Source organism: Thermotalea metallivorans, assembly GCF_001562415.1.
In the GTDB taxonomy this organism is placed as follows: Bacteria; Bacillota; Clostridia; order Peptostreptococcales; family Thermotaleaceae; genus Thermotalea; species Thermotalea metallivorans.
In genome coordinates this window covers 20,078-44,862 of the sequence record NZ_LOEE01000019.1, presented here as the reverse complement: position 1 = coordinate 44,862, position 24,785 = coordinate 20,078, and the positions used below count along the sequence as shown (strand labels likewise).

The window sequence follows — 24,785 nt, the reverse complement described above, 5'->3', positions numbered from 1 at the left end:
AACGGAAGACTTTATTATTTTTTCTTGCTTTTCCATCGGTTCCTTTCGCCTATGGCAGGCTGCACAGAAGGAAGAATTATGTCCGGATGCTTTAAGGCCTTGCTTTTTCTGCGGCGTATTCGGTGCCAGGTAACATAGGTCCGCCATCCTAAATATAGGAACAGTAGGGATAAAATTAGCCGTATCACTGTTTTTGTCTTAGATTTTTCATGAAATACGATCATCCCAATGCCTTCACTGGCTTTCACAGATGTTTCGGCAATTAAGTTTACTTCACCAAGTATTTTTTCACCGGAGGTGTAGATAATTTTTCCTATAACATCTCCCTGATGGATAGGCGCCCGAAGGTCCTTTTCAACTTTTATCATTTGGTCCACAGGGGAGATTTTTTCATGAATAGGCACTGCCTTATATAGGGCTTTCTGGGTAATCAAATTCAATACTTTTTCCTGACCACCTTTAATGGCAACCGTTTTGACATTTACCCCGGCATCAGCCAGTTTGACAAACTGAAAATTTTCAAATCCATAGTCGATGAGTGTTCTTGAATCCGCATAAATATTTGTGCCTTGGGCTTTCAAAATGACACTGATCAGTCGATGACCATCCTTCTGGGCAGAAGTAACAAGACACTGTTGCGCTTGTACAGTATATCCTGTCTTGATTCCCTCCACAATATCGTATTTAATATCGATCCATTGGCCCCTGTAATTTATTTTATTTCTTCCCCCAACACCCCATAAAAAACGGTTGGATGATTTCAAATAACGGGTTTCCGACTGTTTATTCGTTGGAGGAATTTGATACCGAACGGTCTTTGCAATTTCAGGGAATTTTGGCAGGGTCATTGCATACTTTGCAATCATAGCCAAATCATAGGCTGTCGTTACATGCTCGGGATCGGGCAGTCCGTTTGGGTTCACAAAATGTGTATTTTTTGCTCCCAGCTCTTTTGCTCTTTGATTCATTAATTTGGCAAATTCCTCAACGGAGCCGGAAATGTGTTTTGCCAAGGCGACGGCAGCATCGTTTGCAGACTCCACCATTAAAGCGTACAGAAGTTGTTCTACGGTAAAAATTTCGCCTTCGATAGCATAGATTCTGTTGCCTTCGGTAAAAGGAGTATCCTTATCAATCACAACCGTATCCTGCAATTTTGCATTTTCCAAGGTAAGAATGGCAGTCATGATTTTTGTGGTGCTGGCAGGATACATGCGTTCATGGGCATTTTTTTCATATAAAACATCCCCGGTTTCTGCATCGATCAAAATACCGCTGGGAGCTGATATTTCTGGGGGTGGCACCACAGCGAAAGAGGGATTTAAGATAGCATTTATGATTACAGCAACTAGAACGAAACTTAAAATCTGAAATTTTTTCATCAGTTCACCCCGTAAAAACTTTTTTTATGTACTATATTAGTATAACAAAAAAAACAAAAAAACTTAAGGAAATTTAAAGAGAAAATGCAGATCAAGAAAGGAGAAATGGGAAGAAAATAGAAATGTTATAAAAAAGTACTGGGGGGAAAACTGTGGAATTTACAAAAAGGGAAAAAATTTTGAGCGTCGCCGTGATATTGATGTTGCTTTTATTGATTGGCAGCCAATATTTGACTTCTCATTGGAAAGAACCGCAAATTACAGTATATAAGGAAGACAGTCATCGGAAGATAACGGATGAACAGGCAGATAAGGAAACAAACCATGAACAAGAGGAAAAAATAATCATGGTGGATGTCTGTGGAGAGGTTTTTCAGCCAGGTGTTGTAAGTTTGAAAGACGGGGCAAGGGTGATCGATGCCGTCAAGGCTGCGGGGGGATTGCTGGATACGGCAGATCGCAGGCAAATCAATTTGGCGAGAATCGTGACAGATGGGGAGCAAGTATATATTCCAAAGATTGGAGAAAATATGATGGAGCAGGGAAACAAAAACATGAATCAAGATACTGCAATGCCTGTACAGAAGAAAGGGAAGATCAACATCAATACGGCTTCTGTTGCAGAGTTGGAAACCTTAAACGGGATTGGAAAAGTTTTGGCGGAAAGGATTGTGCAGTACCGTCAAGAAAATGGAAATTTTAAAGAAATAAAAGATATCATGAAGGTATCGGGTATTGGGGAGAAAAAGTATGAAGGGATAAAAGACTGTATCACAACCCAATAAATGGATGGATTTGCCCTTTTGGCCCAACTATGCTAAACTAAGACAGAGGGGGGTGATGAAAAGTGTCAGAGAAGGTACACAAAAGGCTTACGGAAATGACGGCAAGTTCCGGGTGAGCAGCAAAAATTGGTCCCGAGACCTTGGCACAGGTTCTGTGTCATTTGCCTAAAATTGAAAGTGACCGATTACTGGTAGGTTTAGATACTTCTGATGATGCTGCTGTATATAAACTCAATGAAGAGACGGCCATTATACAAACCCTTGATTTTTTTACGCCAATCGTGGATGATCCGTATATGTATGGGCAGATTGCCGCAGCCAACTCCCTGAGTGATGTCTATGCCATGGGAGGACAACCCTTACTGGCAATGAATATTGTTTGTTTTCCCAATTGCCTATCCTTGAACATTTTAACAGAGATTTTAAAAGGTGGGGCAGATAAAGTGCGGGAAGCAGGAGCATTGTTGGTGGGAGGACATACTGTGGAGGATAATGAACCGAAATATGGTCTTTCGGTCACCGGACTGGTTCATCCAGAAAGAGTGGTGACCAATGCTTCCGCAAAACCCGGGGATGTACTGATATTGACAAAGCCCTTGGGAACGGGGATTTTGAATACGGCTTTCAAAGCCGGAATGTTATCGGGTGTTCCGATGGAAAGAGTAATGAAGGTAATGGCCACACTGAATGATGTGGCAGCCAAAGGCATGCACTTTGTAGGTGTCAATGCCTGTACCGATATTACCGGATTTGGATTTTTAGGACATGCCTACGAAATGGCAAAGGCCAGTGATGTAAGCTTTGTGATAGATTCCGGGAAAATCCCTATGATGGAAAAGACCATCGAGTATGCAAAAATGGGATTGATTCCTGCAGGAGCCTATGCAAATAAAAAATATTTAAAGGATCAGATCGAGTTTTATGATACTGTACCATTGCATATGCAGGATATTCTATTTGATCCGCAAACGTCGGGGGGGCTGTTCATTTCATTGGATAGAAGGAAAGCGGAGCCCTTATTAGCTTTTTATGAAGAAAATCTAACGGTGGAATATGCCGTTGTAGGGGAAGTAATTGAAAAAGGAGAAAAAACCATATACATACAATAACCAAGAACTCTTTTTACAAATGTTTTAGGCAGGAAGCCAAATCTCAAGGGTTTGTCTACAAGCTATTACACTCCTATGGGAGTGTATTATTTTTGTACTGTAGCAAGCAGAATATGGTATAATTTTATGGGATTAAAGACGAGAATGAATAGTACAATGAATGATTTTGAACTGAGGTGAAAAAAATGGCTGATAGGAAGGCCTTGTTTACGCAAATTCCAAAAGTGGATGACATTTTAAATGAAGACAGGATAAAAATCTTGCTGACAAAGGTGCCGAGGACTTTGGTATTGGATGCTGTTAGGGCAAATATTGAAGACATCAGAAGGCAGATCGTCCAACTGCCTGATGGGGAGATCGAGAAATTTTCCATAGATGATGAGGAATTGATTCGTAGAATTTTGTATGATGTAACGGCAAAAAACAGAATGAGCCTGACGAAAGCTATTAATGCAACGGGAGTGGTACTCCATACAAACTTAGGCAGGGCTTTGTTGAGTGATGCAATTAAAGAGGAAGTTTGGAACGTTGCTAGCAATTATTCCACCTTGGAAATTGATATCAAGACGGGAAAAAGAGGTTCCCGGTATATCCATGTGGAAGAAGTAGTCACAAAATTAACGGGAGCAGAAAGTGCCCTTGTTGTCAATAACAATGCCGCTGCTGTGATGCTGGTTCTAGGGACGATTGCGAAGAATAAGGAAGTAATTGTTTCAAGAGGTCAATTGGTAGAGATCGGGGGATCCTTCAGGGTACCTGAGGTAATGGAACAAAGTGGTGCAAAACTAAAGGAAGTAGGAACTACCAATAAGACCCATGATTTTGATTATGAAAGAGCCATTGGCGAAGAAACCGCTGCTTTGCTGAAGGTGCATACCAGCAATTACAAAATATTAGGCTTTACCGAAGAGGTAAATTTGAAGGATTTGGTCCAATTGGGGAAGAAGTATAATATTCCTGTCATTGAAGATATAGGCAGCGGCACATTGATTGATTTTTCAAAATATGGATTTGTGAAGGAACCCACGGTGCAGGAAAGCATTGAGGCAGGGGCGGACATCGTAACTTTTAGCGGTGACAAACTGCTTGGGGGACCCCAGGCGGGAATTATTGTAGGAAAGAAGAAGTATATAGATTTGATGAAGAAAAATCCCATGACAAGGGCCTTCCGCGTGGATAAAATGACCTTGGCGGCCTTGGAGGCCACCCTAAGACTCTATTTGGATGAACAAGAAGCTATCAAGAAGATTCCCACACTGCACATGCTGACAATGCAAAAGGAAGAAATAGAGAAAAAGGCAGAGGGATTATATCGTCTGTTGACTGAAAAAATCAGTCCATCCTTTACAGTTGAGAAACAGAAGGGGTTTTCCCAAGTAGGAGGAGGGTCTATGCCTTTGGCGGAACTTCCCACCGTATTGATCCAGATAAAATCCTGTACATTTTCTGTCAACCAGTTGGAAAAAATGCTGCGAGAATATAAAATTCCCATTATTGCCCGTATACAGGAAGAACAGTTGATTTTGGACGTGCGGACGATTAAGGAAAATGAATTTGACATTATTGCGGAAGCATTCAGGGAATTTACGGATTTTTAAAGGAGAGATCACATTGAAAAACGTTATTATAGGAACATCAGGACATATTGATCATGGCAAGACCACACTCATTAAAGCTCTGACCGGTACGGATACGGACCGTTTGAAGGAGGAAAAAAAACGGGGAATTACTATAGAATTAGGATTTGCCCATTTTGATCTCCCCAGCGGGAGGCGGGCAGGTATTATTGATGTACCTGGTCATGAAAGATTTATTAAGAATATGCTTGCAGGGGTTGGGGGCATTGATATTGTGCTTCTTGTCATTGCAGCCGATGAAGGATTTATGCCCCAGACCCAGGAACATTTAGACATATTATCGATTTTGGAAGTAAAAAAAGGGATCATTGTACTCACCAAAATTGATAAAGTAGATGAAGAATGGCTGGATCTCGTAAAGGATGAGATAAAGCAGAGGGTCAAGGGAACATTTCTTGAAACGGCACCCATGGTGGCGGTATCTTCTACAAAAGGAACAGGTTTGGATGATTTGATTCACCATATTGATCAAATGACAGAGGAGACTGAGGAAAAGGATTTGCATATTCCTTTTCGATTGCCGATGGATAGGGTATTTACTTTGCCAGGGTTTGGAACGGTTGTAACAGGGACACAAATAGAAGGAATTCTCAAGGAGGATACCGTCATTACGATTTATCCTCAGGATATTCAGGCCAAAGTAAGGTCAATTCAAGTGCATGGGGAAAAAGTAAATGAATCCTATGCCGGGCAGAGGGTGGCTGTAAATTTGGCGGGCATAAAGGTAGAAGAGATAGAGCGGGGAAATGTACTGGCAGAAAAGAATTCCATGAAACCTACCATGATGATGGACATCAAATTAAACTTGTTGGAAAATGCCAGCCGGCCTCTAAGAAACAGGGACAGATTACGATTTCATCATGGAACCAGTGAAATTTTCTGTAGAATTGTACTGTTAGATCGAGAAGAACTGCAGCCGGGAGAATCTTGTTACGCTCAATTGCGGCTGGAAGAAAATACGGTGGCCAAAAGGGGAGACCATTTTGTGGTGAGATATTATTCACCAATGGAAACCATAGGCGGTGGTATCATTTTAGAACCCAATCCACGGAAACATAAAAGATTCAAAGAGGATACCATTGAGGAACTAAAAATTAAAGAAGAAGGTAATCCGGAAGAGATTATAGATAAAATCATCAAGCAGCATGGAGATAAATTTCAAACTGCAAGGTTTTTTGCTGCCCAAACAGGTTTGGCGGAAAGTATGATCGATGATATCATCGAAAAACTTATCAAAGAAGGCAGCGTGATAAGGTTTGCCAATCATATTACCCATCGGTCTTATTTGGAAAAAATTGAAGAGGAAATGATCAGGATTTTAAATGAATATCATCAAAGGAATCCCCTCAAAATTGGGATGCTAAAGGAAGAATTAAGAAATAAAGTGATGCCCCAAGGGAAAGGAAGGCTTTACGACAGCTTTTTGGAATATTTTGAAAACAACCAGGTGATAAGGCTGGAAAATAACTATGTAGCTTTGAAAAATTTTGAGATCTACTATACACCGGAACAAAAAAAGATAAAGGAAGAAATTGATAGGATATATCGCGAAGGAGGATATACCCCTCCATCTCCGGAAGAGGTTATCAAAAAAGGAAAGAATGAAAAGGAATTCAGGCGAGTTTTTCATGCCCTTGTGGAAATGAACCGATTGATGAAACTGGACGAGGAAATTGTCATTCATGCGGAGCATTATCATAAGGCTATTGAAATTGTCAAAAATTATATTCAAGAACATGGGGAGATGACCCTATCCCAATTTAGGGATTGTATAAATACTACGAGAAAATATGCGCTGCCGCTGCTGGAGAATTTTGATCAAAATAAAATCACAAAACGGGTAGGAGACAAGAGAGTTTTATATTAGCTACCAAATATGGTAGCTTTAGCTTGTAGACAAACCCTTGAGATTTGGCTTCTTGCTCAGACCTGCGCCGCTTTTCCAAATAAAAAAACAAGGAAAAAAGCGGCTTGCTGATTCGCGACGAAGCCTAAATCTCAAGGGTTCTTACTTATCCCGTTGCTTTTTCTACAGACTGTAGCTACCAAACACGGTAGCTTTTATCTTGCATTCGTTGACAAAAAGAATTATGATTAAGGTAGCGAATCATGTAGAACCATGTAAAATTAGATAAAATATAGTGATATAATTCATAGGAGAGATATACATACTTTTTTACTGATCAGGAAAAGATATCCTTAAAAAAATTGATGAAATCCTCACCTATGAAGAAGATATCTGGGACAAAAGTTTGAAGAGGTGATTTTGTGGCATACAGGTTATTAGTTGTTGATGATGAACCTATATTGTTAAAGGGGTTAAAGTATAGTCTTGAACAAGAAGCCTATGAAATCGATACGGCTGAGGACGGAAATGAAGCCCTTGAGAAAGCATTCAGCAATTCCTATGATCTCATTGTATTGGATTTAATGCTCCCGGGAATTGATGGACTTGAGGTATGCAAAAGGATAAGGGAAAAATCAATGGTTCCCATTATTATTCTGACGGCCAAAGGAGAAGATACCAGCAAGATATTGGGTTTAGAATACGGTGCCGATGATTATCTTACGAAGCCTTTTAATGTGTTGGAGCTTAAAGCGAGAATAAAAGCAATTTTTAGAAGAGTACATGTCAGTGATACTGCTACGCCTACGAATATCATCAAGATCGATGATTTTATCATTAATACATTGGGCCGAAAAGTGAACTTGAGAGATTCAGAAATTAATTTAACGGCCAAAGAATTTGACTTGCTATTGTTGTTGGCTTCCAATCCCGGTAAGGTTTACAGCAGGGAAGAACTGCTGGAGATCATCTGGGGATATGAATACTTTGGAGACTTGAGGACTGTGGATGTCCATGTGAGAAGGCTCAGGGAGAAAATTGAGAAAAATTCTAGCCAACCGGAGTATATTTTAACGAAATGGGGAGTTGGTTATTATTTTCGGGTTAAGTAGAAAATTTATTAGCATTAGGTGGAAGCTTGTTTCCACCTATTTGCTATTAGGAATTCTTACATTGCTATTAATCAACTCTTTCATTAGCGAAGCCATCCGAATCAATTATATTAACCAAAAAAAAATACATCTCTTTACCCAAGGAAATATTATTGCGGGAAGAGTGATTAATGTTATAGAAGATCGTATTGTAGAGAGTTCTGGGCTAGAAGAAATAACAAAGGAAATCAGTAAAGATATTAAAGCCCGTGTATTAATTGTAAATAAGATGGGATTTGTTGTCAGCGATTCCTATGATGTATTAAAAGGTTCTCCCATAAGACACTATGAGCTTCAAGAATCCTTAAAAGGAAAAGCTGTTGCAAAACAACATAATTTAGAAAAATACGGAAGAACTATGTATGTGTCCGTTCCTATCATTCTCAACACAAAGGTCATTGGCGCTGTCTTTATTTCTGCTTCTCTGGAAGAAATTTATCAAAATATTCATGATATTATGCGAAATTTTTTATATTTGTCTTTGATCAGTATTTTGATCACTGGATTTATAAGTTTTGTTTTTGCAAAATTAATTTCCACACCCATAGAAAAATTAACCGATAGCATTATGAAAATTCATCAGGGAAATTTGGATGAAAGGGTGGAGATTCGGGGAAATGATGAGTTGAGTAATCTAGGAAGTGCTTTTAACTTAATGATTACTAAACTGGCCCAAGTCGAACAACAAAGAAAAGATTTTGTAGCAAATGTTTCCCATGAGTTAAGAACCCCTCTCAGTGCCATTAAGCTGTTGGCTGAATCCCTCTTGCATCAGGAAGATGTGAAGGCTGAAACTTACAGGGAATTTTTACAGGATATTGATACGGAGGTAGATCGGCTAAATAAAATCATAGAAAATTTATTGGCGTTGGTTGATATTGATAAGGGAAAATTGGAATTAGATTATCAAATCACCTATGTCAACTACCTGATTGAAAATGTCATTCATTCTTTAAAACCCTTGGCAGACAATAAACAGATCGAAATGGTGTTTTATGAAAGGGAAAAAATTCATATCAAACTGGATCAGATTAAAATACAGCAGGCATTGACCAATATCATTCATAATGCAATCAAATATACGCCCAATGGGGGAAAAATAGAAATTTCTTTATATCCGGAGTATGAGGACGTTGTTATCAAAATAGAGGACAATGGCATTGGTATTCCGGAAGAGAGCCTGCCGTATATATTTGAAAGATTTTACCGTGTAGATAAGGCGAGGGCAAGAAGTACGGGAGGAACAGGATTAGGCTTGGCGATTTCACAACAAATTGTTGTGTTGCATCAGGGAAAAATAGAGGTTGCAAGTGAAGTGAACAAGGGAACTGTTTTCTATGTTCGACTACCCAAGGAAGTTAGGGTGCCCAATTAGCTTTGTAGCAGGAGGTATCAATATTGAAAATACTTTATAAGGCATTATTTTTATTGCTAGTCATGATCACCATAGGGGTGAGCATATACAATTATACGCAAGATTTTGATATTGGCTATAATCAACCGCCGATTCCGCCGGTACCGGATCAGACGAAATATAGATTAAAACTATATTTTGGAAGTCCCCGCAATAACCGGTTGGTTAGTGAGGAAAGGGTGATTGTAAGCACTGAACAACAACCTGAGAAACTTATTGTGGAAGAGTTGATCAAAGGGCCAAGAAACAAAACGTTGAAACCTTCTATTCCTCCAGAAACGAAACTTCTCTCTATCAAAACCATCGATAATGTGTGCTATGTGAATCTTTCCAGGAGTTTTTTGGATACCTATCGCTGGGATTTAATGAACGAAGCCATTACCATATGGTCGGTAGTGAATTCATTAACAGAGATTCACGAAATTCAGGCGGTGCAGTTCTTGATAGAAGGAAATCGAGTTGGTGCCATAGAAAAATATTATTCTTTAAAAGAACCTTTTTATAGAAATGAAGAATTGCTAAGAAAAGAAGTGATTACCCCTTTTGATACCTTTAACGTTTTCCTCGAATATCTGCGGGCCGGAAATTATGACAGTGCCTATAAAATGCTGTCAAAGCCCAGTATAGAAAAAGTTGATTTTCTCAAATTCAAATTAAATATGGGAACGTATATCCGAGAGTTGAGGGACTATGAAATTACGAAATATCAAACTCAAAAATACAGCAGTAAGGTGGTGCTGCAGATGACTTATGAGAAAAAACCTACGGCAATCACATATTTAGGAGATGAGTTTACGGAAAGCTGGGAGATGGTATTTGAAAATGGGGAATGGAAAATTGTTATGCCTATATAACGAAAGGTGGGGATTAGATGAAAAAAATTGCTATTTTGATTCTTGCTGTGGTACTCATCTTTAGTACCAGCGGATGTGTGCCACAAGAAAAACAGACGGAAGTATTGCGTTTTAAGGTTTTTTTTGCCGATCGCAATAATGAAAAAATTGTTGCAGAAAGCAGAACAATCAAATTAAAGCAAAATGATAATAAATATGAAAAAGTGATGGAGGAATTAATTCAAGGCCCAAAGGACAAAAATTTAAAAATGAACATTCATCCGAAAACGAAAATATTAGGTGTGGAAAAATATAATGATATCGCCATGGTAAATTTATCGAAGGAATTTACCCAGACCAATGGGGATATTCAACAGATGATTGCCATTATGACTGTGACCAATACATTGACTCAGTTTGAAGAAATCAATAGTGTAAAAATATTGATTGATGGAGAGGAATTCAGATCATCCGATGGCAAAATCCATGGAGAATTTCGAGAATTCTCCATGGATGGAGATGCTGCCAACAAACGGAGTATTGTCTTATATTTCTCCGGTTCCAATGGGGACAAATTGATAAAAGAAATGAGAAATATAGAATTGCAGGTCAATGAGAAATTGGAGGAAAGAATTATTCGAGAATTAATCAAAGGACCTAGAAGGGATGATTTACATAAAACAATTCCTGTAACCACAAAGGTCCTATGGGTGAAGACAGAAAAGGATTTGGCCGTTGTAAATTTATCGGAGGATTTTATACGGGATCATTGGGGAGGAAGCGCAGGGGAGACCATGACCATTTTTTCTATTGTGAATTCTCTTACGGAACTCCCTCATATTACAAAGGTGAAGTTTTTAATTGAAGGAAAAGAAAGAGAGGTATTTATCCATTATGTCTTTCATGAACCATTTGAGAGGGATGAAGGCTTAATTGGAAAATAATTAGAACTTCAAATGACCACCATTTTTTAGTAGAAAAAATAAATCTATTGGTATAATCATAACAAGAGAAAGGGGTGTTCAGTATGAAAGAAATTGATTTTACTATGAAAGAAATTGCTACATGGCCTCCAAAGGGACTAGAGGAAATCGCTGATTATATAAGCTATATGAAGTATAAATATAAAATAAATGATCAGCCTATAAAAATAGATGAAATCACATTGGCAAGTAAAGAGGGCTTTGTAAAGGATTGGTTGAGGCTTGAGGAGGATGAGGTATGGAAAGATTTATCGAGCAATGGGGGTGACCAAGAAAATTTCAGTTGAACAAAAAAAATAAGTATGTTATAATGTTCAAGTGTTAATAATCAGTAGGGCATGGGAGTAGATGGGTGCTGGTGTGCCCTCTGGTCTTCAAAACCAGTTTGAGGAGTTAAGAGCTTCTCAGGTGGGTTCGATTCCCACGTACTCCCGCCAAGGAATGCATTTTTAACGATTGCAGTGATTTATGCTGTAATCGTTTTTTTATTTTTAAGAATTACAATATGATAGTGATAAAAAAAAAAAAGCCTAGACAGGCTTTCTTAAAAATGGGTAATTCGTGAAAAACTCCTTGATGATATTATAATAGAGAATGAAAATAATGTCAATAAATAAAAGAAGAAATCGAATTATGTCGAATGAATAAATATTTATAACTGTTCTATGATTTTCTGTTGCCCCTGATTTTCCATTGATAGGAGAGTTCTATGATGAATGAAAGAAAAGTTATATGTATAATCCCTCAAAAAATGGCAATAATAGTCAATTAGATAGAGTAGGAGGGATTTTATGTACAGGAGAAAAAAGCGTAGGGGAAAGTTTATCGCAGGATGCTTTATTCTACTCCTATTAGGATTTGTCTACGGGTATATGAGCAACAACAGGGACGTGCCGAATAAACCGAATACGGGAGAAATAAAAGTTTCAGAATCCAAAGGAGAAAAAATACAAAAAGACAATCAGCCTAACAATGGAGATATGGATCCAAGCCAAGCAATGGTGGAGTCCAAGCCTCCCTTTGGACAAACACGGGATGTAACGAAGGATAATCTAGTAACAGATCAAACAAAGCTTATTTTCAAAACATATTATCAAAAATCAAGGGATACTGTAACAGAAGAAAAAAGTGTTCCCGTTGCTATGGTTGGGGAAAATCTGAAAAAATTGGAAGATTATTTGCTTGAGCATTATGCTGGTTGGAGCATAAGAAGTGTCAACAAGGATTTTGTTGAGTTGTATCGGGTAAAGGAATCCCTTTCCCCTCATTATTACATTGTGAAAGAGAAAAATGGTTTTATAGCAATTTTTCAGATTGACGAAAATGGAAACGATGTATTGATAGAACAAACGGAGATTCCTGTTTCAGGATTAAGCGACGTGGATAGAAAAAAATTGAAAGAAGGTATACCAGTAAAAGACATTGAGGAAATAAACCAAATACTTGAGGATTACAGCAGTTGATGTGCATTCATTGTGAATGCGCTTCTTTTTTTGCATAGAAGGGATCAAAAAAAAAGAAGGAATATGAAAGAAAACATCGAATATATGTTTGTATAAATAATAAGGAGATGTTACAATGATGATATTAGGAATTGATCCGGGGATTGCAATATTAGGATATGGTATCGTAGAATATAAAGGGAATCAGTTTAAAGCCATTGAATTTGGTGCAATATATACCGATGCTAAGGATAGCATGCCCTTGAGACTTGAAAAAATATATCATGGCTTAGAAAAGATTATAGATAAGTATAGGCCTGATGCGGTGGCTATTGAAGAGCTTTTCTTTAACAAAAACACCAAGACGGCATTGCTGGTAGGACATGCCAGGGGTGTAGCAATACTGGCGGCTGCCCATAAAGGAATTCGTATTTATGAGTATACGCCCCTTCAAGTAAAACAAGGGGTTGTGGGGTATGGCAGGGCAGACAAGAAGCAAATTCAAATGATGACAAAAACACTTTTAAACCTGAAAACGACACCCAAACCCGATGATGTTGCAGATGCTTTGGCTGTGGCTATTTGTCATGCCCACTCCGGAGTGTTTGAGGGGTTGTTCAAAATCAGGTAACTTGGGGGGATATGTTTGTTTCAATATATAAAAGGTACATTGAATACCATTGGAGAAGACTATATTGTAATTGAAAATGGAGATATTGGCTATAAAATATTTACTTCAAACCAAACAATGATGGACATCAGGGGAAAACATGAAAAGGTCACCCTTTATACACAGATGATCCTTCGGGAAGATGAGTTGAGTATCTATGGATTTTCCAAAAGAGAAGAACTAAAGATGTTTCAATTGCTAACCACCGTTACCGGCATTGGTGCAAAGGTTGCCCTTGGAATTTTATCGTCTTTTCCTTTGGGAAAATTGGCGGGAATGATTGTATCCGAAGATATCGCAGGTCTTACGAAGGCCCAAGGTGTCGGCAAAAAAACAGCCCAAAGAATCGTTTTGGAATTGAAAGATAAAATTGATCAAAACATTGTGTTCCTGGAGCCAACGTTTGCTCCGACGGCATCGGTGACAGATGATCCTGATGACGAGGCAGTCAGTGCATTGATGGGATTAGGCTACAACAGGGCTGAGGCTTTATCGGCAATTCATGCGGTAAAGGACGGCAGCATGAACCTTGAGGACATAATCAAAAGAGCATTGAGAGTGTTAGCAAAGTAGAAGGGAAAGAGGGATGCCATTGTATAATCAATTGGAAGAGAATAGAATTATCAGTAGTACCTTAAAAATGGAAGATTATGAAATTGAAAATACTCTAAGACCAAGAACATTAAATGAATATATTGGGCAAGATAAAGTAAAAGAGAAGCTGCAGATTTTTATTGATGCTGCAAAAATGAGGAACGAATCTTTAGATCATGTACTATTGTATGGACCACCCGGTTTGGGGAAAACCACCTTATCCAATATTATTGCCAATGAATTGGGGGTGAATATCCGTATTACCTCCGGACCCGCCATTGAGCGCCCGGGAGACTTGGCTGCAATCCTGACAAACCTGGGGGAAAATGATGTTTTATTTATCGATGAAATCCATAGGCTGAACAGGAGTGTAGAGGAGATTTTGTATCCTGCCATGGAGGATTATGCTTTAGACATTATTATTGGGAAAGGTCCCAGTGCCAGATCAATTCGACTGGATTTATCAAAATTTACCCTAATTGGTGCAACCACAAGGGCAGGGCTATTGACCTCACCCCTTAGGGATAGATTTGGTGTGATATGCAAACTGGACCTCTATCGAAATGAGGATCTGAATAAAATTGTTTACAGATCTGCTGCAATTTTAGGAACTGAAATTGAAGATAGGGCAGCGGAAGAAATAGGGAAAAGAGCTAGGGGAACGCCGCGTATTGCAAACCGCCTGTTGAAAAGGGTGCGAGATTTTGCACAAGTGAAAGGCAATGGGAAAATTTCCTTTGATATTGCCGTAAACGCCCTGGATTTATTAGAAGTGGATGATTTGGGACTGGATATGGTAGATCGAAATATTCTCTTAACTATCATTGAGAAATTTGACGGGGGGCCTGTAGGTTTGGATACGTTGGCCGCAGCCACAGGGGAGGAGAGAAATACCATAGAGGATGTGTATGAGCCTTTTCTTCTGCAATTGGGTTTTATTCAGAGAACGCCAAAAGGCAGAATCGTTACGAAACTGGCTTATGAACATTTGAGCATAAAAGAAAAGGATGCAATGAGGTGAAGATATGAGTGGTTTTGGAAAAAGTATTATGATGATTGGCGTGATCTTGGTTGTCATCGGGCTCTTGCTTACCATTGGATCCAAAATAGGCCTTGGCAAATTGCCGGGAGATATCTATTATAAAAAAGGTAATTTTGTATTTTATGCTCCTGTCATGACTACAATCATCCTGAGTATCCTGTTGACCCTCATCGCCAACATTTTCTTTAGAAGATAACTGCCGGGACAACCTGCAGTTATTATTCTTTTCTGATTTATTTCAAAATCTTTACAATGAAGAAGTTTTGCAGGATATTATTGGATTTTGTCGAAAACTAAAAAAGTGGAAATATCAAAACATAAAGGAGCGAACCAGATGAGAAGGGCAAGGCAAATCATATTTCTATTTGTGATGATGGCATTGACAAATATGTTTTTATCCATTCCAGTTTACGGATATGATAAATCCAAAATACCGGAATATATTCGAATCGGTCTAAAATATGGCGAAAGTGCTACCCCTTTGGTTTCTGTTTATTCCAAAAACGGTTTGGAATTGGGTTATTTTGCAGGAAATGAATTTCGGAGCATTTTCAGCTTTTTGGGAAACGATGAGATTATCGTGAGGAAAGACAGCTATTTTATGGCATTCAACGGCTCTTTTTTAGAATATCAGTACGATGAGCAGCGGGATATGTATAATACCAATCTGCAAGGGCCTATCCATATTCAAATTGGTTCTACATTTCAAACCCGGGAGGAAGCTCAAAACTTTTTAAATACATTGCCTCGTCTCCATACGACTCCCTATCTGTCTTATGAAAACGGATGGAAGGTATGGACCGGATTATTTACCAGCATGGCAAATGCCCAAGGTGCTGCGGAGAATATACGATTAAGCTTACCCGAGATGGAAATCAGCTTTGTTCCCCAGCATGACAAAAGGATACAAATTTTGTCCAAATCAGGGGAAGTATTGTGTATGCTGAATCTGGGCGAAATGGAATATCACTTCAGACCTATTCCACAAAAAGATGGCGGAAATTTGATAAGGCTGGATGGGAAAAATTTTAGAGGAAGCATCATCATCCGAAGGTATAGCGGCAGCGATTTTACCGTCATCAACAGGCTGCCTTTGGAGGAATATCTTTACGGTGTGGTGCCGAAGGAAATGTCAGGAACATGGCCTTTGGAAGCCCAAAAAGCCCAGGCCGTGGCTGCTAGAAATTATACAGTGCAAAAACTGGGAGCCCATAGCCAGTACGGATTTGACCTTTGTGCTACTACCCACTGTCAGGTATACGGCGGCTATGATGGGGAGCATGAAAGAAGCCGAAAGGCCGTAGATGAGACAAAAGGCAAAATCCTGACCTATAAAGGAAATATTGTTACGGCTTTTTATCATTCAAACAGCGGAGGACATACGGAAAATAGTGAAAATGTCTGGACTTCTCCTATCGACTATCTAAAAGGAGTGAATGATCCCTATTCCGTCGGTTCCCCCAACGATACATGGTCCTATACATTGACAAAAGAACAAATTCAAGATATTCTGAACAGTAAACAACTCTCCGTGGGAGAGGTCAACGGCATAAAGGCAACAGAATACTCTCCCTTTGGAAGAGTTTTAAAGTTGGAAATACAAGGGACCCAAGATAAGAAGATTTTAGAAAAAGAGAAGATAAGAAGCATATTTGGCTATAATAATATCAAAAGCACATGGTTTACTATTCGGACAGATGCTGCTGCCACTGTCATATCCGGCTCTACATTCACACCTCAGCAAATAAATGTGGAAAACATATATGTCATTACGACAGAGGGAATAAAGCAAATGGACAATGGGCAACCGAATATTTTTGTTTATAATGGATCTGAATTAAAAAATGTATCTTTCCGTGCTACCAAATACGTTTTCGACGGAAAGGGTTGGGGCCATGGGTTAGGGATGAGTCAGTGGGGAGCAAAAAAAATGGCAGAAGATGGCTATACCTATGATCAAATCCTAACATACTATTATTCTGGAACAAAGATTGAATAAGGAGACATGAAAAATGAAGACAAAGGATTTTTATTTTGATTTGCCGGAAGAGTTAATTGCCCAGAAACCTCTAGCGGACAGGGAACAGTCTCGATTGATGGTTGTCCATAGGAAGAATGGTGGGATTGAACATAGAATTTTCAAAGAGATTGTTGAATATTTCCAGGAAGGGGATTGCTTGGTATTGAATAATACCAAGGTGATTCCTGCTCGCCTATTTGGGGTAAAGGATCATTCCGGGGGAAAAGTAGAATTTCTTCTATTGAAAAGGATAGAGGGTGACCGATGGGAAACTCTGGTAAAACCTGGCAAAAAGGCTCGTATCGGGGATATGATTGTATTTGGTGATGGAATACTAAAGGCAAAGATTGTAGGATATGGGGATGAAGGATCGAGAATCGTTGATTTTGTGTATGAGGGTGTTTTTGAGCAGATATTGGATCAGATTGGTATGATGCCCCTTCCCCATTATATTAAGGAACGTCTGGAAGACAAAGAAAGATATCAAACGGTCTATGCGAAATATGAAGGCTCTGCTGCTGCTCCTACCGCAGGTCTTCATTTTACCCATGAACTTTTAAACAAACTGCAGGAGCGGGGTGTAAAGATAGCCTATATTACCCTGCATGTAGGGCTTGGAACATTTCGACCTGTAAAAACTGAAAATATCTCGGAACATAAGATGCATGCCGAATATTTTGAGGTATCTGCAGAAACTGCAGACCTAGTAAATACTACCAAGAAAAATGGAGGAAGAGTGATTGCAGTAGGAACTACATCTACCAGAACATTAGAGAGTATCGCTGACGACAGGGGGATGATCCGTCCTTGTGCAGATTGGACAGATATATTTATCTATCCCGGGTACAGATTCAAAACGGTAGACGGCTTGATCACAAATTTTCATCTGCCCGAATCAACCCTTGTAATGTTGGTCAGTGCATTCAGTAGTAGGGAAATTATCCTGCATGCCTATGAGGAAGCTGTGAAGAATCGTTATAGATTTTACAGCTTCGGAGATGCGATGCTCATAGTTTAACAGATTTTTTTCAGAGGATATAGAAGCCCGAAAGCCCTTATACCAAGCGGTATAGGGGCTTTCTGCTATTCTTCTGATTTGTATAAAAATCTGTGTTCCAGACCATTTTTGAAGCGAATTGATACGATTTTGCCGTTTTTTATACAAAAGTTTTGAATGTGTCCATACTTATATACTAACATCAACTGACCCGCACGGATACAAGAATATCATTAAGGCGGTTTGTATTTATGGAGATATTCCTATACAACATCTTATAAAGATGAGCAGGGAGGCGGCGCGATGATAAGAGCTATTGATTACGCAAAGGTTGAGACGATTTATCCGTTTCTTGCCAAACGGATTGACGAAAATAAATTTCAAGATGCAAAAATCATAAGCATTTACCAAGACATGAAATATTCATGCCTTTGGGTAGACTTGCAAGGACCAAATATCGGTTATGCAGGTTGGGCCGTTGCAAAAGTACAGTTTACTCCAAATTGTAAGAAACCTGCAATGCTTTTGGAATTTGAGGAAGTGGACGGACCGTCTATCATGTGTCGTGATATGGGAATTCATTATTTGCCCTTCAAATCGATTTAAGACCGCCAAGCAGCGTTTTATTTTGCACTGACGATTTTTTACCTGTTTTAAAAAAATAGGCCGTATATGGCCTTTTTTCGTTTGGTAAAAAATGAATGTCAAATTGGTAATAAGTGTATAGCTCTTTTCTTGACAGCATATCAATATTTCGATAAAATTTGAATATAATAAAGGTGGAGGTGTAGAAAATGCCGATTATTAGACCAAGCTCAGACTTAAGAAACAACTACAATGAGATTTCGGAGTTTTGCCATAAATACAAAGAACCGGTATATATCACAAAGAATGGTACGGGAGACCTTGCGGTTATGAGTATTGAAACATATGAAATGCTTGTCGGAAAATTTGAGTTATATACTATGCTTGAAAAGGGATTGGACGATATTAAACATGGGCGCGTAAAACCTGCAAATGAAGTATTTGCACGGATAGAAAGCAGGTTGCGAAATGTTAAAGTATAATCTGGTTATTGCGGAAGCGGCCGAAGCGGACCTTGATGAAATTGCAGACTATATTTCATATGAGTTAAAAGAGCCAACTACGGCTTTAAAACAGCTTGCAAGAATACAGGAGGCTATGGCGACTTTGGAAGAATTGCCGGAACGTCATAGCCTTGTGCAAGATAAATACTTGGCAGCGAAAGGAATAAGAAAGCTGCCGATAGATAATTACCTGATATTTTATACCGTGAACAAAAGTACAAATACAGTTAACATTGTCCGTGTTCTGCATGGTAGACGTGATTGGGAAAGCATATTATAGCGCCTATCCTGCTTCCCGTGAGCATGGGAGATGCGATGCTCTTGATTTGATTAGGAAATTTTAGGAGGTACTATTTTTATGGCAATAAAATATGAATTGATCAAAGAATGCAGACAGAGCGGAGCCAGATTGGGGCTCTTGCATACGCCCCACGGAACCATAGAAACACCCGTATTTATGCCTGTTGGCACACAAGCTACGGTAAAGGCAATGACGCCGGAAGAATTAAAAGAAATCCATGCACAAATCATTTTAAGCAATACATATCATTTGTATCTTAGACCCGGCCACCAGCTCGTTGAAAAGGCGGGAGGCTTACACAAGTTTATGAACTGGGATCGAGCCATCCTGACAGATAGCGGTGGCTTCCAAGTATTTAGTTTGGGAGACCTAAGGAAAATTTCGGAGGAAGGGGTGGAATTCAGATCCCATTTGGATGGGTCGAAACATTTCATCAGCCCGGAAAAAGCCATAGAAATAGAAAATGCATTGGGTGCCGATATTATTATGGCCTTTGATGAGTGTGCACCTTACCCTGCGGACAGGACATACGTAAAAAATTCTTTAGAAAGGACAACCCGATGGGCCAAGCGTTGCAAAGAAGCCCATAAGAAACCGGATCAACAGGCGCTGTTTGGCATTATTCAGGGTGGTATGTACAGGGATCTGAGGGAGCAAAGTGCCAAAGAAATTACGGCATTGGATTTTCCTGGGTATGCTGTGGGTGGCCTTAGCGTTGGAGAGCCAAAACCATTGATGTACGAAATTTTGGAGTACACGACGCCTTTGATGCCAAAGGATAGACCCAGATATCTCATGGGTGTAGGCAGTCCCGATTGTCTTATCGAAGGGGTCATACGGGGAATCGACATGTTTGATTGTGTTTTGCCTACAAGAATCGCCCGAAATGGTACTGCCATGACTTCTTTCGGCAAGGTGGTCATCAAGAATGCCCAGTATGCAGAGGATTTTGCGCCATTGGATCCAAACTGTGGCTGCAATACCTGCAGAAATTATTCCAAGGCCTATTTACGGCATCTGTATAAGGCGCAAGAGATTTTATCTGCTCGTCTGGTTACTTATCATAATCTTTATTTCCTGCTGAATCTCATGAAAAATATCCGGGATGCCATAAAAGCCGATCGACTTTTGGACTATCGTAAAGAATTTTTCGAAAAATACGGTTATGAAGTTTAACCTATAAAAGGAGTTCTAATTTTTTCGTTGAATATATATTACTATTATAGAAAGGGAGGGAAAAAAGACACATGAACTATAGTGCGTATTCACCAATCATCATGACTGCCATATTTATTGGCATATTCTATTTCCTCATTATAAGGCCCCAACAAAAAAGGGATAAGCAAATCAAGGAAATGAGGAACAATTTGAAAGTAGGAGACCAGATCTTAACCATAGGCGGCATATACGGTAAAATTATAAAATTGAAAGATGATGTTTTGACGATTGAAGTAGGAGCAGATAAGACAAAGCTGCAGATTGCAAGATGGGCTGTAGGGAATATCAATAAAAATGAAACACCTATCGAATAATGGGGATAGATTTCTATCTCCATTTTATTTATTTTATAACCTTTGTGTTTTTAAAGTAAAAACAAGGGTATCAAATAGAACACCTCGTTTTTATTTAAGAAAGCCCGTAGGATTAGCAACCTCGCTAATTTTAGCGTTATAAAAAAACACAATCAGTGATAAAGATATTTTCATGGGAATCTCTCCTTTGCGATTTCGTTGTCACTTAGAGATTTCCATATTTTTATTTTAGTGAAATATGGGTTAAGTGAGCACTTGTGATACTTTTACAGCGGTTATACAATCATCATTCTGCAAAAGTTGTGTTTCTATATGGGCTATCGTAAGAATAGTTATCTATAAATAGCTAAGAGGGGGATACGTGATTGGATATGGGATTATGCAAAAGAATGGATATTGATAAAATAAAGCTTGCTGTAGTGGGACTGGGATATGTAGGAATGCCCATTGCACTAGCTTTTTCTAAAAAGGTAAGGACCATAGGTTTTGATATCGACAAAAAGAAAATTAGGAAGTACTTGGGTGGAGAAGACCCTACCAGAGAAGTCGGAGACGAAGCCATTAGAAATTCCTTGATTGATTTTACTTGGAAGGAGGATAAATTAAAAGAAGCCAATTTTATCATTGTAGCCGTTCCGACACCGGTGAATGGAGATAAAACACCGGATTTATCTCCTATAATCAGAGCTTGTGAAATACTATTTTATACACCGTGCACAGCATCTTGGCTGCTATCCCCAGATTGTCATGGCCAGCAGAAAAATGAATGAAGATATAGGGGTTCTTATAGCAGATGTTGCGATGAAGATCTTGATTGAAGCAAATAAACCAGTAAAAAATGCAAATGTATTTATCATGGGAATTACATTTAAGGAAAATTGCCCGGATATCCGCAATTCGAAGACAGGGGATATTGCGAAACGATTGAAAGCGCATCAAATCAATGTCCAGATTGTAGATCCTGTTGCTGATAAAGAGGATGTGCAACGGATATATCAGATAGAAATGACAAAATTGCAGGATGTCCGGGAAGCAGACTGCATTATATTTGCAGTTGCCCATAACGAGTTTAGAACAATGTCCTATAAGGAACTAGATGCTATGTACAAAGAAATGCCCTTCAACAAAAATATTATTATTGACGTTAAAAGCATATTCAATAAAGAGGAATTAGAAAAGAAAGGCTATATTTATTGGAGCCTTTAATAATGGAATGCTAGCTTTTGCAACTTTTCAGGTATCAGAAACTTTTATGAATATTTGAGGTGAACTATGTCAGGAAAGGATATTAAATTTATTGCTGTAGGGACGGTCTTCTTCCTTCTATTCATTCTCATAGGTTTTTTTATAAGATTCTATATAAAGTCAGAATTCAGCAACATAGCGACCATGAAGGATATGGAGACAATGAATAGAAACCCATATGATGCTTCCATCCTCATTGATACTGCAATAAAAAATCTTAAAGAAAGTCCAAAAAAAGCTGAAATTATAACAGATGTCCGTACTGGAGAAAAAGTTATGGCATTGTCTTTTAAGGGCTTATCAGATCCGGATACCACGCGGGAGATCTTGCATTTAATGTCGGTCTACGGTCGCAAAGGAACTTTTTTTCTCCCTGGCATTGCAGCGGCAGAAGATGCCGAAGCAGTTCAGGCGATGGTAGATGGCGGCCATAAGGTAGGCAGCAATACCTTAACTGGCTTGAAAAACTTGGAAGAGTATGGATTGGAGGAACTTGTAGTTGATTTTTGCAGGACCAACAATATTATTAAAGTTTTAACAAATCAAGAAAACATCTTGCTTTTATGCAACGGAACCAAGTATACTCCCAAAGTATTGCAGGCAGCTTTCGCCTCCGGCAATAAGAAAGTGGTGAGCATCAGCCATTACATCAGCTATCAAAGCTTTTCCACATATACCCAGGTACTTGATTATATAAAAAGATTAGACGATGGTACGATTTTCACCATTAAGTTAAACGGCACATTGGATGAGGACGAATATGTGTCTGTAAAAAAGCAGGATAAGCCGGCGGTGGATAAGCAACCGGGCATAGATGTCCAGAAGGAAACAAAAAACCTTTCTGAAGAAGAAAGATTATTGCAGGTAGTGGAATGGATTCTCAAGGCTTTAGATGAGGTTCAATACAAAACGGTTTTTGTAGAAGACATATCACAATATAACGATCCGAACTTTAAAAGGTTAAGTGAACAGAAACAGGGGGAACTGGCCAAGGTTTATACGGAGGCACATACGGGCAGTAAATACATCTCCTTCAAGAAACCAGTACAGAAAGAAATGGGTACGAAAGAAATCAAAAGAAAAAATCAGATAGAAGCCCTGCGAAAAAAAAATAACGGTAAATTAGCGGAAGAGATCTATACCATTTACACGACGGAGCAGGCAGTAAGCTACACTTTTTCGGGAATCGCCAATACTGCGGTATTAATCGATGTGTTGCAAAAATTAGATGAATTGAATGGGAAGGGCACTTTTTTCGTAACGGGAGAGGAAATCGAAAATTATGGAGATGCCATCAAAAGCATAGCATCCGCAGGACATGAAATTGGCATATGCCTAAAAGTGACGGAAACAGCCGATTACTATTCTACATGCAGCAGCATCCTGGATATTCAAGAAAAGATAGAAACTTTGTGCGGTAAAAAACCGACGCTGGTACGATATGCCTATGTCGTGAATATGACGGATGAAGTGTTAGAGGCAATATCCAGTACTGGATGCAAGGTGGTATGGCAGGATTTATCCTTTGCCAGCTCCAAGGTAGGAAAACAGGGCACTTTTGATCAAGTCCTTGCATATGCCTATCATAAAGGCAACATCAGTGTCCCACGTGGATATATTGTATTCTTCCGCATGGATTTTTATGAAGATAACAGCCTGATAGGCAAATTGATGGTGGACTTTACCAAAAACAGGGTTGATACCGTTGCTTATCAAGACGACATAGAGGACAACGGTTCTTCCTACCGGATAAAGACACTAGAAAGCCTTATGAACAGTAGTTATGTCTATCAATATCCTGTTCCTAAAACGAATATGCTGTCTTCGGTAAAAGACAAGATCTATCCGGGACACCTGAAGGATAAAACGAATGAGGGAATATTAGAGAAATTAATCCAAAGGTATATAGGAAATCCGGAAGCCAATACTCCTGCTACTCTTCCTGGATTTTCAGAAGAAGAACTGTCACGGCTAAATACAGCAGGAACTTTTACGGACGATAAGGTCATATTCTTGACTTTTGACGACTGGAGCTCCGATAAACCGGTAAATCAGATATTATATGTACTCAAAAAATATGATATCAAAGCATCCTTTTTTATCCGTACAGAATATATGGAGGCGAATCCCAATTTACTGCGTGCCATAGCGCTGGGGGGACACGATATCGGCAGCCATACGGATGCCCATTTACCTTTTGCAAATTCCCAAAGCTTCCAGGGTGAGGATGACGTTAAATCTGTATTTATATCATTGTCGGAGGAAGAAATCAGCAGTAGAAAAGAAGACCTTTGGACTTCTTACAATAAACTGCAATCTGTTATAGGCGATATTGAGATAGATGGTATTCCCGCTTTGAACAAAATCTTTAGACCGCCGACCCTGGCTATGAGCAAGGAAGGTATGAAAGCGATACTGGATATGGGATTTACCTATATTGTCAGTGGTGATTTCAGTACCCATGATTATGCAGCAGAAAATGCAATGGAATTGGCAAGTACCATTCTTACCGGCATACAACGGAGAAATGGGTCCTATAAAACCCTGGGCAATGGAAGTATAATCATTCTGCATATGTCCGACGACAGTGATATGCCCAATAGGGAGAATGATATCACCGCAGAAGCATTGGATATTGTTATTCCAAAGCTGTTGGAAGAGGGATACCGCTTTGTCAGATTGAGTGAATATTTATCGGACGAGGAGTAAGAGGG

At 39.1% G+C, this 24,785-nt stretch carries 25 protein-coding genes and 1 tRNA gene; 25 read left to right on the top strand and 1 reads right to left on the bottom strand.

Annotation, left to right across the window (positions count from 1 at the left end):
- Positions 1-14: 14 nt before the first annotated feature.
- Complete coding sequence (locus AN619_RS02750; RefSeq protein WP_068554879.1) at positions 15-1,382, bottom strand: D-alanyl-D-alanine carboxypeptidase family protein; 1,368 nt, start codon at positions 1,380-1,382, stop codon at positions 15-17.
- A 152-nt stretch (positions 1,383-1,534) separates the two neighbouring features.
- On the opposite strand from AN619_RS02750, the gene AN619_RS02745 reads away from it, so the two are divergent.
- The 25 genes from AN619_RS02745 (at position 1,535) to AN619_RS02625 (ending at position 24,780) form a co-directional block, all read left to right on the top strand.
- Entirely contained in the window at positions 1,535-2,167 is a 633-nt protein-coding gene (locus tag AN619_RS02745; protein ID WP_068554877.1) for a helix-hairpin-helix domain-containing protein, read from the top strand.
- 95 nt (positions 2,168-2,262) lie between these two features.
- Positions 2,263-3,276, top strand: coding sequence for a selenide, water dikinase SelD (gene selD, locus AN619_RS02740; protein ID WP_083524959.1), 1,014 nt, complete (start codon positions 2,263-2,265; stop codon positions 3,274-3,276).
- 185 nt (positions 3,277-3,461) lie between these two features.
- Positions 3,462-4,874: an L-seryl-tRNA(Sec) selenium transferase gene (selA, locus tag AN619_RS02735; RefSeq protein ID WP_068554873.1), complete on the top strand. Its 1,413-nt coding sequence runs from the start codon at positions 3,462-3,464 to the stop codon at positions 4,872-4,874.
- Between the two features lie 13 nt (positions 4,875-4,887).
- Positions 4,888-6,780, top strand: a complete 1,893-nt coding sequence (selB, locus tag AN619_RS02730; protein WP_068554871.1) for a selenocysteine-specific translation elongation factor — start codon at positions 4,888-4,890, stop codon at positions 6,778-6,780.
- A gap of 401 nt (positions 6,781-7,181) precedes the next feature.
- Positions 7,182-7,871: a response regulator transcription factor gene (locus AN619_RS02725; RefSeq protein WP_068554869.1), complete on the top strand. Its 690-nt coding sequence runs from the start codon at positions 7,182-7,184 to the stop codon at positions 7,869-7,871.
- Positions 7,872-7,932: 61 nt separating this feature from the next.
- The gene (locus tag AN619_RS02720; RefSeq protein ID WP_242867288.1) at positions 7,933-9,285 is read left to right on the top strand and encodes a sensor histidine kinase; all 1,353 of its coding nucleotides are present in this window, start codon (positions 7,933-7,935) and stop codon (positions 9,283-9,285) included.
- A gap of 23 nt (positions 9,286-9,308) precedes the next feature.
- Positions 9,309-10,178, top strand: coding sequence for a GerMN domain-containing protein (locus AN619_RS02715; RefSeq protein ID WP_068554868.1), 870 nt, complete (start codon positions 9,309-9,311; stop codon positions 10,176-10,178).
- Between the two features lie 17 nt (positions 10,179-10,195).
- Positions 10,196-11,101, top strand: a complete 906-nt coding sequence (locus AN619_RS02710; RefSeq protein ID WP_068554866.1) for a GerMN domain-containing protein — start codon at positions 10,196-10,198, stop codon at positions 11,099-11,101.
- 83 nt (positions 11,102-11,184) lie between these two features.
- Positions 11,185-11,427, top strand: coding sequence for a hypothetical protein (locus AN619_RS02705; RefSeq protein WP_068554864.1), 243 nt, complete (start codon positions 11,185-11,187; stop codon positions 11,425-11,427).
- Positions 11,428-11,480: 53 nt separating this feature from the next.
- A tRNA-Sec gene (locus tag AN619_RS02700) sits at positions 11,481-11,577 on the top strand.
- 354 nt (positions 11,578-11,931) lie between these two features.
- Entirely contained in the window at positions 11,932-12,603 is a 672-nt protein-coding gene (locus tag AN619_RS02695; RefSeq protein WP_068554862.1) for a BofC C-terminal domain-containing protein, read from the top strand.
- 115 nt (positions 12,604-12,718) lie between these two features.
- Complete coding sequence (ruvC, locus tag AN619_RS02690; protein ID WP_068554859.1) at positions 12,719-13,213, top strand: crossover junction endodeoxyribonuclease RuvC; 495 nt, start codon at positions 12,719-12,721, stop codon at positions 13,211-13,213.
- Positions 13,214-13,228: 15 nt separating this feature from the next.
- Positions 13,229-13,825 (top strand): Holliday junction branch migration protein RuvA, encoded by a 597-nt coding sequence (gene ruvA, locus AN619_RS02685; RefSeq protein WP_068554857.1) that lies wholly within the window; start codon positions 13,229-13,231, stop codon positions 13,823-13,825.
- 67 nt (positions 13,826-13,892) lie between these two features.
- The gene (gene ruvB, locus AN619_RS02680; RefSeq protein ID WP_242867303.1) at positions 13,893-14,867 is read left to right on the top strand and encodes a Holliday junction branch migration DNA helicase RuvB; all 975 of its coding nucleotides are present in this window, start codon (positions 13,893-13,895) and stop codon (positions 14,865-14,867) included.
- A 4-nt stretch (positions 14,868-14,871) separates the two neighbouring features.
- Positions 14,872-15,084, top strand: coding sequence for a DUF2905 domain-containing protein (locus AN619_RS02675; RefSeq protein ID WP_068554853.1), 213 nt, complete (start codon positions 14,872-14,874; stop codon positions 15,082-15,084).
- A 138-nt stretch (positions 15,085-15,222) separates the two neighbouring features.
- Complete coding sequence (locus AN619_RS02670; RefSeq protein ID WP_068554851.1) at positions 15,223-16,887, top strand: SpoIID/LytB domain-containing protein; 1,665 nt, start codon at positions 15,223-15,225, stop codon at positions 16,885-16,887.
- A gap of 13 nt (positions 16,888-16,900) precedes the next feature.
- A complete protein-coding gene (gene queA / locus AN619_RS02665; protein WP_068554849.1) occupies positions 16,901-17,926 on the top strand; it encodes a tRNA preQ1(34) S-adenosylmethionine ribosyltransferase-isomerase QueA in 1,026 nt (341 codons plus the stop codon).
- Positions 17,927-18,208: 282 nt separating this feature from the next.
- Positions 18,209-18,511, top strand: a complete 303-nt coding sequence (locus AN619_RS02660; protein ID WP_068554848.1) for a hypothetical protein — start codon at positions 18,209-18,211, stop codon at positions 18,509-18,511.
- A 188-nt stretch (positions 18,512-18,699) separates the two neighbouring features.
- Entirely contained in the window at positions 18,700-18,972 is a 273-nt protein-coding gene (locus AN619_RS02655) for a type II toxin-antitoxin system prevent-host-death family antitoxin (RefSeq protein ID WP_068554846.1), read from the top strand.
- Positions 18,959-19,273: a type II toxin-antitoxin system RelE/ParE family toxin gene (locus AN619_RS02650; protein WP_068554845.1), complete on the top strand. Its 315-nt coding sequence runs from the start codon at positions 18,959-18,961 to the stop codon at positions 19,271-19,273. The genes AN619_RS02655 and AN619_RS02650 overlap by 14 nt, the downstream gene beginning before the upstream one ends.
- Positions 19,274-19,351: 78 nt before the next feature.
- Positions 19,352-20,470: a tRNA guanosine(34) transglycosylase Tgt gene (tgt, locus tag AN619_RS02645; protein ID WP_068554843.1), complete on the top strand. Its 1,119-nt coding sequence runs from the start codon at positions 19,352-19,354 to the stop codon at positions 20,468-20,470.
- Positions 20,471-20,541: 71 nt separating this feature from the next.
- Complete coding sequence (yajC, locus tag AN619_RS02640; protein WP_068554841.1) at positions 20,542-20,826, top strand: preprotein translocase subunit YajC; 285 nt, start codon at positions 20,542-20,544, stop codon at positions 20,824-20,826.
- A gap of 371 nt (positions 20,827-21,197) precedes the next feature.
- Positions 21,198-21,596 carry a nucleotide sugar dehydrogenase gene (locus AN619_RS16535; RefSeq protein ID WP_330382016.1) on the top strand — a complete coding sequence of 133 codons (399 nt, stop codon included), beginning with the start codon at positions 21,198-21,200 and terminating at the stop codon, positions 21,594-21,596.
- A gap of 31 nt (positions 21,597-21,627) precedes the next feature.
- Positions 21,628-22,032: a UDP binding domain-containing protein gene (locus tag AN619_RS16530; RefSeq protein ID WP_330382009.1), complete on the top strand. Its 405-nt coding sequence runs from the start codon at positions 21,628-21,630 to the stop codon at positions 22,030-22,032.
- Positions 22,033-22,098: 66 nt separating this feature from the next.
- On the top strand, positions 22,099-24,780 hold the full coding sequence (locus tag AN619_RS02625; protein ID WP_068554837.1) for a polysaccharide deacetylase family protein: 2,682 nt from the start codon (positions 22,099-22,101) through the stop codon (positions 24,778-24,780).
- Positions 24,781-24,785 lie beyond the last annotated feature (5 nt).